The organism is Pseudomonas sp. Choline-02u-1, from assembly GCF_002836515.1.
Taxonomy (GTDB): Bacteria; Pseudomonadota; Gammaproteobacteria; order Pseudomonadales; family Pseudomonadaceae; genus Aquipseudomonas.
This window is the reverse complement of sequence record NZ_PJBC01000065.1, coordinates 557,388-568,640: the sequence shown is the minus strand read 5'-3', so window position 1 is coordinate 568,640 and position 11,253 is coordinate 557,388. Positions and strand designations below refer to the sequence as shown.

The 11,253-nt window shown below is 56.2% G+C and carries 11 protein-coding genes and 2 pseudogenes; 11 read left to right on the top strand and 2 right to left on the bottom strand.

Features of this window, described 5'->3' with window-relative positions; translation table 11 throughout:
• Nucleotides 1–24: 24 nt before the first annotated feature.
• Entirely contained in the window at nt 25–411 is a 387-nt protein-coding gene (locus tag CXF97_RS24275) for a DUF6124 family protein (protein WP_101161677.1), read from the bottom strand.
• A 499-nt stretch (nt 412–910) separates the two neighbouring features.
• Between CXF97_RS24275 and CXF97_RS24265 the strand changes: the two genes are divergently transcribed.
• From CXF97_RS24265 to CXF97_RS24255, 4 genes and pseudogenes are all read left to right on the top strand, one after another.
• Nucleotides 911–1,654 carry a lysozyme inhibitor LprI family protein gene (locus CXF97_RS24265; RefSeq protein ID WP_101161673.1) on the top strand — a complete coding sequence of 248 codons (744 nt, stop codon included), beginning with the start codon at nt 911–913 and terminating at the stop codon, nt 1,652–1,654.
• A 228-nt stretch (nt 1,655–1,882) separates the two neighbouring features.
• Nucleotides 1,883–2,050: a hypothetical protein gene (locus CXF97_RS28085; RefSeq protein WP_157830924.1), complete on the top strand. Its 168-nt coding sequence runs from the start codon at nt 1,883–1,885 to the stop codon at nt 2,048–2,050.
• Nucleotides 2,050–3,189, top strand: coding sequence for a lysozyme inhibitor LprI family protein (locus tag CXF97_RS24260; RefSeq protein WP_101161671.1), 1,140 nt, complete (start codon nt 2,050–2,052; stop codon nt 3,187–3,189). Before CXF97_RS28085 ends, CXF97_RS24260 begins: the two co-directional genes overlap by 1 nt.
• A gap of 46 nt (nt 3,190–3,235) precedes the next feature.
• Nucleotides 3,236–4,599, top strand: a pseudogene (locus tag CXF97_RS24255) (lysozyme inhibitor LprI family protein).
• A gap of 3 nt (nt 4,600–4,602) precedes the next feature.
• Here the strand turns inward: CXF97_RS24255 and CXF97_RS28570 are convergent.
• Nucleotides 4,603–4,883, bottom strand: a pseudogene (locus CXF97_RS28570) (DUF6124 family protein); the annotation flags it as partial.
• On the opposite strand from CXF97_RS28570, the gene CXF97_RS24245 reads away from it, so the two are divergent.
• The 7 genes from CXF97_RS24245 (at nt 4,783) to CXF97_RS24215 (ending at nt 11,252) form a co-directional block, all read left to right on the top strand.
• The gene (locus CXF97_RS24245) at nt 4,783–5,463 is read left to right on the top strand and encodes a hypothetical protein (protein WP_175559539.1); all 681 of its coding nucleotides are present in this window, start codon (nt 4,783–4,785) and stop codon (nt 5,461–5,463) included. The pseudogene CXF97_RS28570 and the gene CXF97_RS24245 overlap by 101 nt on opposite strands.
• Before the next feature lie 86 nt (nt 5,464–5,549).
• Nucleotides 5,550–6,944, top strand: coding sequence for a TIGR01777 family oxidoreductase (locus CXF97_RS24240; RefSeq protein ID WP_101161669.1), 1,395 nt, complete (start codon nt 5,550–5,552; stop codon nt 6,942–6,944).
• A gap of 9 nt (nt 6,945–6,953) precedes the next feature.
• The gene (locus CXF97_RS24235; RefSeq protein WP_101161667.1) at nt 6,954–9,404 is read left to right on the top strand and encodes an alpha/beta fold hydrolase; all 2,451 of its coding nucleotides are present in this window, start codon (nt 6,954–6,956) and stop codon (nt 9,402–9,404) included.
• Nucleotides 9,401–9,910 (top strand): hypothetical protein, encoded by a 510-nt coding sequence (locus tag CXF97_RS24230; protein WP_256589913.1) that lies wholly within the window; start codon nt 9,401–9,403, stop codon nt 9,908–9,910. The genes CXF97_RS24235 and CXF97_RS24230 overlap by 4 nt, the downstream gene beginning before the upstream one ends.
• An 86-nt stretch (nt 9,911–9,996) precedes the next feature.
• The gene (locus tag CXF97_RS24225; RefSeq protein ID WP_101161804.1) at nt 9,997–10,452 is read left to right on the top strand and encodes a hypothetical protein; all 456 of its coding nucleotides are present in this window, start codon (nt 9,997–9,999) and stop codon (nt 10,450–10,452) included.
• A 4-nt stretch (nt 10,453–10,456) separates the two neighbouring features.
• Nucleotides 10,457–10,828 carry a hypothetical protein gene (locus CXF97_RS24220; protein WP_101161665.1) on the top strand — a complete coding sequence of 124 codons (372 nt, stop codon included), beginning with the start codon at nt 10,457–10,459 and terminating at the stop codon, nt 10,826–10,828.
• A gap of 19 nt (nt 10,829–10,847) precedes the next feature.
• A complete protein-coding gene (locus CXF97_RS24215) occupies nt 10,848–11,252 on the top strand; it encodes a hypothetical protein (protein ID WP_256589912.1) in 405 nt (134 codons plus the stop codon).
• The last annotated feature ends 1 nt before the right edge of the window (nt 11,253 follow it).

Below are 11,253 nucleotides of genomic sequence, written 5' to 3'. Positions count from 1 at the left end.
TTTGAATCCGTCCCCTTCTTATCTTTACGTCTTCACTTCCTGCCTTGCCGCAATTAACTCCTCCAGATGATCCAGCGCACGCTCCACCGTAAGCTGCGCGCCATCGGCAATTCGGCTAAGGGCTAACGCTACGGAGCGGTTTGAGCCTTCGACATCGTCGGCTAATTTGGCAGCGATGGCGCTGATGGACAGCATGTCTTCGGAGGCGTTGGCCAGGAGGGCTTCCGAGTCGATGTCATTGGCGGCGTTGAAGAGTCTGCCTTTGCGGCGCTTGGACTGTTTGTCGTGGGGGGGCGTGAAGTAGTGGGCGAAGGCGCGGTCGGCGGCTTCTTTGCCGAGCGTCGCAGTGTCGAGGGATTCTTCGGCAGGGGCACCAGTACTTTCTGGCGGGTTGGGCGTTACTTTGAACATGGGCGTATCTCCGTCTGTAGGTAAGGAGCCACCACCGTTCGCTTGCACGCAAATAAGGTGGCAACTGTGCGCAGGTGTGCAAGACCGGGCAGACGGACCCGGCAGATCGCTCTCGAAAGAAGGTTCTCCCACGCACAGCCGCCATAGAGTCGATACCGCGAGCAGCGATATGCCTGATCAGCGACCAATCACGTTGCGCGTCGTCTTTTACCCGGACTTGCACGTCCGTGTCACCGTTTTTTGCGGTGACAAATCAAGGTTAACGGCGAACGGAGAGGTCGGATAGTTCATGGATGGCTCGGTGTCTTGCGGGAAATGTCCGACAAACATGACATCCGTTTAGCAGAAGATCGGAGGATCGTAAGTTCTGTTTAAACGTTTGCGTCAGAAAGTGGAAGGGTCTTACAGCAGGACACCTGTATCTGATTCTGAGGTTGAGTGGGTCAAATTCAGATCGTGTGAATTGCAGACTTTTATAGTTTTTCAAGGAAACCAAGGAATGAAGATTTTCAGATTCGGCGTCGTTTTTTTACTGCTATCGTCCCTCGCCCATGCGGAAGGCACGATGATCGCAACGGTGCTTCAGGCGGATTTTTCCAAAGATCCGGAAATACGACTGCTCGTGAGGGTTGTAGACGTAGGATGGGGGCCGGATGCTCCGTCCATGGCCCTTCGTAAAGATTGTCTGGCGAGGGGGAAATCGTCCGACCGTCCCGGCCCGGATCCTTGCTTTTCGATTGAAATAACCGAGAGCAAAAAGCAACGCGCCATTGTTCGACAAACGCTGCTGAATGATCCTCAGCGCTCAAGTGACCCGATCTATCTGGAAATTGTTTACCAATCGGAAGTCAGCGAGAGCGATCCGACCAATCACTATGGGCGGTCTGCCCGGCTGAAAATTGAAGAGAACGGTTTCTACAATTGGAACAACGAAACCAAGCAGGCATTGGCGGACGTTGTGTGGCCAACTTTGCCGAGTGGGACGCTTGATCTGGTCGTGACGGATACGGATGCACTGCTCAACCTGGTTTACCGGGAGCGCATGGAGCGGTTGGACGAAAAAGCACAGAAAGAGCTGAGAGAAACCCAAAGAGCCTGGATGAAGTTTCGCGATGCGGAGTGTCTGCCTGAGGCGAAATCGTATAAATCGGTGTTTGGGGAATGGTCGAACTCCTGCTTGATCCGCGCGACGATAGAGCGAGCGCGTCAATTGGCAATGGCTCCGGACAAGAACAAACAGTGAAGTAAAGCGTTTGAAGGTCACGGGCACTTATGAGTTGATGACTCAAGGCTCGCAGATCGTCTCGATGTCTTACACAAAGCAGTCCAGCGGCAAGGTGTACAGCTTCAGAATCAACACTAGCATCGACTCCTCTCCAGAGTCCGGATGCAAGTGGGAGTAAGGGCGAGCAAATGCAGTTAAAAATTCTGGCTGTATTACTGCTCGGGCTGATGTGGACGATCCCGGGGGGTGGCCGAAGCCACTACGTTCAGTCCAGCCAAAGGCGTCGATGCAACGGTGGTTCTCGAAGGCTCGACGCTTGTGAGAGAGGGGACGGATTTATTTGTTGCGCCAAAATTATTTGATTTTGAGGCGGAGCGTAACGTATCCGTGTCGATGGTGGGAAAATTTCTTTGATGGCTGATTCAATGAAAAATTTACATTCGCTCCCTTGCTTTTTATCGTTAACCTTTTTGCTATTCAGTTCGGGCGCATTTTCTGCGAGTTTCGACTGTGGCAAAGCTTCGACGGAAGTAGAGAGGAAAATCTGTAGTTCTCCTTCTTTGTCCGCAATGGACGAAAAGCTCAGTGAGGTCTTCAAACCGATAAAAAATCGGCGAGTTTTACAAATAATCGAAAGTGAATGGCTTGAGTCAGAGCGTAACTCTTGTGAGTCAGTGGAGTGTTTAGAGGACTCTTATGTTCGGCAGATACGCTTTCTGTCGCCGGTTCCTAGTGCGTCTAGGCCAAATCAGAAAGATATTAAGTTAATGTTGGGTGATAAGCCGTACACACAGTTTGAGCGCTCATGGAAGGTCATTGATTTAGCATGGCTTCCCAATGAAAAAGGGGCTGTCGAACGATTTGTGATCTCCGCAGAAACAATTTCAGGCATGTTGCATGTCATCGTGTTTGAAGGGCATTTTGATGCGGCGATGATTGCGTACCGGGGTAATTTATATGAGTACGTTGATCGCAACGACAGGCCGGTATTGCACACGATTGCGAAAGATATCGGTTTTGACGGTGCTTTGAGTTTGGGTTCAAACGACGAAGGGAAAAGATTCGCGGGAATCTTGGATGGGGCGTTTTACTATCGACAGCAGCTCTCCAAGAATCAGCTGCGGGGGATGGTCTATAAGCTCGGTTCAAAATCTCCGCCATTGGAAAGCAGTTTGCTGTTCCAGCAGTGGCCAAATACTGATGAAAATGCTGTTAGTGGTTTGACATTCGGTTGGGGTGGTGAGTATGGAAAATTGCAAGCGTACTACTCGCACACCTCAGGGTATGAAACGATAGCGCAGGCTGGTCGGCCCGAGGCTGGTTGGAATATATATGCTCCGATTTGGAGCAAGTCACGGCCGACGTTTTATTTCAAGAATGGTGATGGAACTATTTGGCGTGCCAATGTTGCGGATAAGACGTTAACAAAAATTGCGAAGGCTAGTGATGAAGGAATGATCCAGAATCCTACCCCTGTCGATATTAATGGGCGCGAAGCAGTCGTTTATCTGAATGGATCTACTCTGAAAATGGCTATATCCCTTGAAGAGTAAGCACGACTTAAAAATACACTTTCGCAAAATATTGTTGGAGTTTACCTTGAGTAAATATCTTATTCCGGTGCTTCCCGCCGTGCTGATTGGTGGTTTATCTCTGTTGGGGGGACATGCATTTGCTGACGATGCATGTGCCGATATCACTACGAACTCTCAGAGGGAAAGATGTTCTGTGAGTGCCAAGGTTGCTGCAGATAAACAGTTGAATACCATCAAGAACTGATGGTTCGGCTCGAGGGTGGGTATCAAACCGATCCAGTTCTTGCGGCGAGCCAAAAGGCAACGGTTCAGGAGGCTCAGCGCGCCTGGATCAAACTGCGCGATACCGATTGCCAGGTCGATGCGTTGGAGACGGAACCGGGCTCTTCGGCGCATGTGTCAGCGGTGAACAATTGCATCGCCAGTATGAGTCGCGACCGTTCAGTGTTTTTGGACAATATCGCGTCCGATACCGGGAGTGGCCCGACAATTGGACGTGGCTCGTGCCCTACGCAAGACTTTGCACAGTTTCTTCCAGCATTCTCCGCTAATGCCGAATCGCAGAAGCGACTAACTGCGCAGGCCGTGAAGCTATTGGTGTTGAAGGGGACGTCGGATATAGGACGGATAGTGACTCACGTCACTGCAGTGGTGGGGCGCGAGATGGCGTTTCCCTTAATGGCTGCGGTGCCAGATGGGAAAGTCGAAGGAATAGAAGTCGAGAAGGTGGATGATCGTCACGTTGACGTTGTGGATAAACGTGCCGGAAACAGCAATATCAAGATCTTCAACTTTTCGCGTAAAGCCTGCTGGACGCTTGAGGGGGTTGAGGATTGGTCGATTCCCGAAAAGGAGCTTTCTGTAGCCAGTACGCGCTCATTGAGTCGTGAGGAAAATTTCTGCTCACAGCGTGCACAAGGGTTTATTAGTTTGGGTGGTCTTGAGCAATATCGACTCACAGTGGAGCTTTTTGAAGCGGCTTTGGAAAATTACCTGTGTGCAGCTGCTTCAGGCGATCCTATTTCCAGTGAGTCTGCGGCTAGGCTGAGTCTGTCGGGTATGGCTCCGCAGTTGGAATACAGCAAAGTTGAGGCTTTTTTCAAAGCAGCAGCTGTGAATTCACCAGGAGGCGCTGAGGGTCTGGCAAGCTTCTATTGTTTTGGCAATGAAACGGCCGGAAGCGGACCGTGCCAGCGGCCAATTGATGTTGAGAAAGAGCTTATTCGTGCCGGCTCCATGGGGTCAGCGCATGCAATTGTCGCGCTTGGTGACTACTGGAAGAGTGGCGATCTCGGCGAGAAGGATATTCCTCGTGCCTTGGCTTGCTATCAGCTAGCCGCCGACAAGGGATACGAGTCAGGTCTCGATGCTGCTAAGCGACTTCGGTCGGAAGTGATTGAGCCAATAGCTCCGAGCAAATGCTACTAAATGTGCAACCGAGCGGCGGGAGCCGTGGAGGTCGTCGGCGAGGTCTGAGGCAATGACGCTTATGGACAGGCGGTCTTCGGAGGCGTTGGCCATGAGTGCTTCGGCGTCGGTGCCGGGGAGAGGCTAAAGAGGCCGGTCTCGCGTGTTGCGTTTGGTTCAGTGGGCAGTTTGACGTGGTGGTCGATGGCGCGTTCGGCGGCTTTGTGGAATTTCTTGGATTCCAGCGATTCAATTGAATGTATTGGAGCAGGTGGCTCAGTGAATGGAAATGCGTACAGGGGCATTCAGTTGAGCTTGCCCCAATCTTGTTTGAGGTGGGTGTTCGCATTCTGCACGACACTTCTATCACCGACATTGTTTGCTCAAGAGTCCACCTGCGAGTTTCATGACGTTCAGCCAATGCTGGAGCTCGTCAGCTGTGTCAGCAAGGGCGCAATTGAAGTCCTGAAATTTTCGCCACTTCATCAGTCAACTTATGAAGGTGATCTAGACGGCCTCCCCACGTTTATCGTGCGGGGTAAGGACCTCGCCGAAGTCACGAAAACCGTGGGAATGAGTTCTTTATCGTCGCCATACAACTTGCTCGTCAAGCTGCCGAATGCTGAGGCAATCATGCACTTCGATGGACTTCCTGAATCAGCCAGGACGAAATTGGCAATGGCAGGCTGGGTGCTGACGGATGCGCGGGATGTCGTGTATGGAAGGCAGGATGGCGGGGAAGGTCCGGGGATTGTATGCAGCACCCATGAAAAAGCGACCGGCTATGAATATGTGGTCGTGACGCAATGTAATGCCTTTTATGAGGAGGATATTGCTAGGTTGAAGGAGCTGCTCGTCTTGATTGACGCTCACTCAGTGCGATAGCGACAAAACGTATTGTGTTCGAGCGACTGAAAACCCCCATTTTCCTTTAAACTCCCCACCCTCAAGGAATGCGCTCAGGACACGGAATGCCAGCCCCCTCGAACTCCCTTCGCCCAGCATTCGTGCTCTGGCTATACGCCGCCGCAATCGTGCACATTCTCGCCGGTCTCACCCTGACCTGGGCCGGTCATTCCGGATTACTCGACGGCTACCTGCACAATCTCGAACTCGCATTCTGGGGCACCGACGCAGTACCCACCGCCGGCCACGAACAACAAGTCTGGTGGCTCGCGCTGTTCGGCGCGACGCTGCAAAGTTATTCGCTGTACATGCTCGCGCTGGTGCACATCGGCAATCGCTTGAAAGCCCCGGCGGTGTGGGGCTGGTTGATCGCCGGCATCCTGTTATGGGCGCCGCAGGACATGTGGCTGTCAGCGCAACAACAGGTCTGGTCGCACCTGTGGCTCGACGGTTTTGCGCTGCTGATGCTGTTGCCGCCGCTGGTCTGGCTTTATCGCCATGACCGCCGAAAGTCTCCTGCAGTAAAGACACCGAGCCAATCCAACCCGTTTGCTGATGGCGCCCACAAGCGAGTGCTAATCACCGGCGGCACCGGGTTCATCGGCGAAGCCTTGGTCAATCGATTACTCGACGCGGGCCATTCGGTCAGCGTACTGACGCGCGATCCGTTGAGCGCGGCCAATCTATTCAATGGCCGCATCCGCTGTGTGCATTCGCTCAGCGAACTCAGCCACAACGAAGCCTTCGACGTAGTGATCAATCTCGCCGGCGCCCCCGTCGCCGGGCCGCGCTGGAGCCCCAAGCGTCAGGCGCAACTGCTCGCCAGCCGAGTCGGCACAACCGAAGCACTGATGACCTGGCTGAAGAACACCAAGCACAAACCAACGCTGTGGATTCAAGCCTCGGCCATCGGTTTCTACGGTGTGCGCGATGCCAGCGAAAGCCTCGACGAACGCGCCAGCAAGGGCGACGGCTTCATGGCCGAACTCTGCGCGCGTTGGGAAGCCGCCGCGCAACCGGCCACTGAGTTTGGCGTGCGTCAGGTGGTGCTGCGTCTTGGCGTAGTGTTCGGCCCGGGTGGTGCGTTGACGCCGTTGCTGCTGCCGTTCCGCCTGGGTTTCGGCGGGCGCATGGGCGACGGTCGGCAGATCATGAGTTGGGTGCATCGCGACGATGTGCTTCAGGTGATCGCGCGGGCTTTCACCGACGACAGTCTGCGCGGCACCTACAACATGGTCGCGCCGGAAACGATCCGTCAGGCCGCTTTCGCCGAGCAGGCGGGCAAAGTGCTCAAGCGTCCGGTGTGGTTGCACATTCCCGCCGCGCCAGTGCGTGCAATGGCGGGGGAGATGGCGCAGCTGTTCTTCGACGGTCAGCGCGTGGTGCCGCAGCGTTTGACCGAGGCCGGTTACACATTCCGCTATCCAACCCTCGACGCCGCTCTGCGCGATCTGACCTGAGGATCGCTCATGAGCAAGCCGTTGATGTACCTGCTGGCCGGCAACGGTAGCGCTGCCGATTGGTGGGACGACGCGCTGCCACACTTCCAGCGCTACGACCTGGTGCCGCTGGAGTTGCCGGGCTTCGGCGCGAATCCGCAGCTGCCTTGCGAGGATCTGGCGGACTACGCGCAGACCTTGTTGGCGATGACTGAGCAGGGCAGCGCGATCATGGCGGTCGGGGTCAATGCCTTGCTGGTGCTGCATGCGCTGCAACGTCGGCCCGGGCACTTTTCGCGCAGTGTTTTGTTGGCGCCGGTCGGTGCGTTTTTGTGGCAGCGTCGATTGCCGGCGCTGATGTCACCGCTTCCGATCCGCAAGACCATCCACTGGCTGCTGTCGAACAAACCCACGCTGTTCGCGCGCAAGTTCTCCAACCAGACCTGGACGCCCGCGCAGTATCAGCGCATGGGCGCCGGCTATGCGCGCTGCCGTGCGTTTGTGCCGCACTGGGATCTGATTCGCGCCGACACCGCGTTGCCGCTGCTGGAGTGGATCACCGATCCGGTCGAGCTGGTCTGGGGCGATCAGGACGCGGTGCTCGGCATCGAGCAAGCGGCGGCATGGTCGGCGATTCTCGCCCGCGCAGATCTGACCATCAGCCTCAAACCCGGTTGGGGCCATTACCCGTGGATCGACTCGCCCGCCGAGTTCGCCGAGTGGCTGGAGTCGGGCAAGTGCGGGTTTGTCGCCCACACCAAGGGCGGGCGTTTGCGTCTGGCTGAACTGGCGCGGCAAGCGGTGCCGGCAGCGCTGACGCTCAACGAGTGCAGCGATCCACGTCTGCCGGTATTTCTTGCCGCCCAACCTGATGTGATCTGGGCGGTGCGCTCCTCCAGTTATGGCGAGGATCAGGCCGATTCGGCGAATGCCGGTTTGAGCACCACCTATCTGCGCGAGCCGACCGCCAATGTGCCGAAACGCATCGCCGAACTGACGGCCGAAGGCGTCGAGGAAGTGGTGGTGCAGCGCTTCATCACCCCGGTAGTGTCCGGGATCGCTTTTGTGCGCCATCTCTCGGTAGAACTGGAATGGGTGGAAGGCCATCTCGAATCGCTCGCCGACGGTCATGTAAGCCCCTCACGGGCAACACTTTCGCGGCTCGGCGATGCGTGGCGCAGCGGCACGTTCACACCGTCCCACGGCTTGACCGAAGACCTGCTCTGGCGCTTTCTGCAAGACGTGCTGCGCGTGTTCCACTACGTGCCCGGCGACGTCGAATGGGCCTGGGACGGCGCGCAACTGTGGCTGCTGCAATACCGGCCAATCAGCGATTACGGCTGGCGCCGCCACCTGACCGCCGCCAACATCGCCGAGATCCTGCCGCCGCAACCGAGCGTGCTGGTGGAGTACGCCCAACGCCGCGCGGCAGCGAGTATCCCGGCGATCATGGCGCGTTGGGATGCGCGAGTGTTGCAGGACAACGAGCCGTTCACCGCTGTGTTCGGTGGCGCGTCCTATATCAACAATGATCTGTTTCTCGCCCGGCTGGCCGACTGGGGCATCAGCGCCGATAACTACGCTGGTGAAGTCGGTGGTGCGACGCCGCATTTGCCGTGGCAGCCACTGAAGATGTTGCGTTCGTTGCCGCTGTTTTTGCGCATGCAGCGCAGAGCCCGCGACCATTTGCTGGATCTTGAAAGCGGTTTGCAGCGGTTCGACCGAGAGTTATCTGAACTCGTTGCCCAAGCTGCCGATGGCCAGCAATTGGCGGATTGGTTCACCCGGTTTTACGTGTTCGTGGTGCAAGGCAATCTGTGCATCGCCACGGCACTGGCCAGCAGCGGTGGCGATTGGCTGGGCCGCCCGCCGACTGCTTACGACAACCTTGAAAACAGTCCGCATCGATTGCCGTGGGAAACCGATCCGGCCACCCCTCGGCCCGCGTCGAGCGATCTGCCGCTACAGCCATTCCCGCAATGGTCTGGACTGATCCGCCTCGCGCATTCGACCGGCCTGCCGGGCTTGCGTGGCTACTACCTGCAAGTGCGCGAGTGGTATCGCGACAACCTGATGCGCATCTTCTTCCGTCTGCACCACGCCATGCCGCTGGCGGACCGCGAGCATTGGTTCGCGCCGCACCCGGATGTGCGCACCCGCGATGGCGGCTTTTGGCAGGACGGTCGTGAAGGTGCGGAGCAGGCCACCGGGTTCATGATTTATCCGGGGCAGGTGCAAGGCATCCTCGGCGAGGACATCTTGCTCGAAGACACCCTCGATCCGGGGCGACATGCGCATTACCAAACAGCGCGTGCGGTGATTGCGCGGATGGGTGGGCGCTTGTCGCATGGCTCGACGTTGTTGCGCGAATTGCGCAAGCCGTCGGCGGTGATGCCGCAGGTGGATCCGGCGTGGGTGGGGTGTGAGGTGTTGTATCGGGATGGTGAGTTGCAATTGATTAATTCGAAGGATACGAAGTGAAACGATTGCTGGTGTTATGTGTGAGCTGGTTGCCGATAGCGGTTATGGCGGCAGATGTTTGCAATCAGGAAACTGACTCAAAATATTTCTTATCGCAATGGTCGCAAAGCGGTGAACATCCGGAAGACATACTTTCCAGTCTTGATGGAAAAGAATTTTCTATCGATCCGGGCCACGTGGTTTTTCGCGGCGATCTAAATGGCGATGGCATCGAAGACTTCATCTTCAATTCCCGCGTCGGCATTGGCTCATCAATGGATAGCACATTTGCCTTCCTGATCCAGTGCCGTGGTTATTTGAGGTATTCGGGCGGCGATTACTTCGCCGGGGTCAAAGTTCTGGACGGCCCACCCAAGGGGGGAGGTGAGTTCAAGGACATCGAGATCTATTCCTACATCCGCGATAAGCGCGGGCAGATCCGCTACAAGGGCAAAGAGGCCATGACCCGGCCCCATCTGTGGCAATTCAACCCGCAGGCACAGCGTTATGAAGGGCAGGCTGAGTAAGCCGACGGTCCCCACTGCATTTACGGAGTTACTACGTGAAAGGATTTTCGATTCTTCTCGGCAGCTTGATATTGGCTGCCACGTCCATGGCATTCGCTGCCGATCCAGCCTTCAAGGATTACACCGTCACGCCCGTTTTCACCGGCCCCAACCATAAGCTGGTGCCGCAAGAGAACAGCAGCCCAATGATGGATCAGGCACGGGTGCAAGCCCTGAACGGCAAGGTCAACTTCGCCGGCCATTACATCCTGCACAGGCTCGGTTGTGGCGGCAGCGCCATTTGCGGCGAAGTGCTGGACGCCCAGACCGGTGAAGTCGTTGGCGGTCTGCCGAATGCTTACGACGGCAGCACCTTCGGCATGATTTACCAGCCCGACAGCCGCTTGATCATCGTCTCCGGCATCACGCTCGACGGCGAAGAAAACGCCCAAGGGAATGCTTTGGAAAGTGGTAACCGGGACCGTTACTACGAGTTTGTGAACAATGATTTTCAGCTGCTGAGCATGACCGACGTGGAGTCGTCGCCGATGGATGAGGAGTGAGTGGATGAACCGGTTTTTCATTCGGCCTGTGCTGATTGCGCTGTTGTTTTTACCTCATTCGCTGCCCGCGACTGCCAGTGAAGGGAGTTGCTACGGCTACCTTACGGAGCTTGTCAGGAGCAGCGATTTTCCGTTTCGTTATGTCGACAAGGACAAGGTCAATTTGCTGATTGACGAGGATGACGGTGAAGTAGTGCGCGCTCAGCTGTTTTTCGACACCGACGGCAGCGGCACGATTGGCTGGATCAAATACACCACGGCTACCCACGAATTGCTCAACACCTCGGCCGAGTTGGATGAGCCGGTGGCGTTGTCATTCGACACCAAGTTTGCGGACGGCTATGCAAAGTGCCTGACAAAACAAAAGGCCGGCTAACGGCGGAAAGGATTTCTCAATGAATCAGCTTTTGTTCGCCGGGAGCGTGGCATGGTTGTTCTCTTCCCCAGCCTTCGCCGCGCCGACGGATGCTTACACCCAACGCGATGTCATGCAGTGTGGCGGTGTTGAAGTGGTGTTGGTTTCGTCCTGCCGATCCGTGACAGTGCAGGACACGGAAACCCACGTCATTCCGGTCTGCTCCGACCAGACCATCAACATCGGCGGCAAAGTGCTGCGGCGTGACATCGGCAAGGTTCTACAGCGTACGTCCGACGGTGCGAAAACGAAGATGCTGAACAACGTGGTCGTGGCGATGGATTGCGTGACAGGCAGCAAGGGCAGCCTTGTTTCGATCGGTGGCTACGGCGGATGCGGTGCCTGCCCGGAGTGGCACGGCTATTACCTGCCAATCAGGGAATGAA

Coding starts and splice junctions, on each gene's coding strand:
- CXF97_RS24275 (WP_101161677.1), bottom strand. CDS start 411: ATGTTCAAAGTAACGCCCAACCCGCCAGAAAGTACTGGTGCCCCTGCC.
- CXF97_RS24265 (WP_101161673.1), top strand. CDS start 911: ATGAAGATTTTCAGATTCGGCGTCGTTTTTTTACTGCTATCGTCCCTC.
- CXF97_RS24260 (WP_101161671.1), top strand. CDS start 2,050: ATGGCTGATTCAATGAAAAATTTACATTCGCTCCCTTGCTTTTTATCG.
- CXF97_RS24245 (WP_175559539.1), top strand. CDS start 4,783: ATGGCGCGTTCGGCGGCTTTGTGGAATTTCTTGGATTCCAGCGATTCA.
- CXF97_RS24240 (WP_101161669.1), top strand. CDS start 5,550: ATGCCAGCCCCCTCGAACTCCCTTCGCCCAGCATTCGTGCTCTGGCTA.
- CXF97_RS24235 (WP_101161667.1), top strand. CDS start 6,954: ATGAGCAAGCCGTTGATGTACCTGCTGGCCGGCAACGGTAGCGCTGCC.
- CXF97_RS24225 (WP_101161804.1), top strand. CDS start 9,997: ATGGCATTCGCTGCCGATCCAGCCTTCAAGGATTACACCGTCACGCCC.
- CXF97_RS24220 (WP_101161665.1), top strand. CDS start 10,457: ATGAACCGGTTTTTCATTCGGCCTGTGCTGATTGCGCTGTTGTTTTTA.
- CXF97_RS24215 (WP_256589912.1), top strand. CDS start 10,848: ATGAATCAGCTTTTGTTCGCCGGGAGCGTGGCATGGTTGTTCTCTTCC.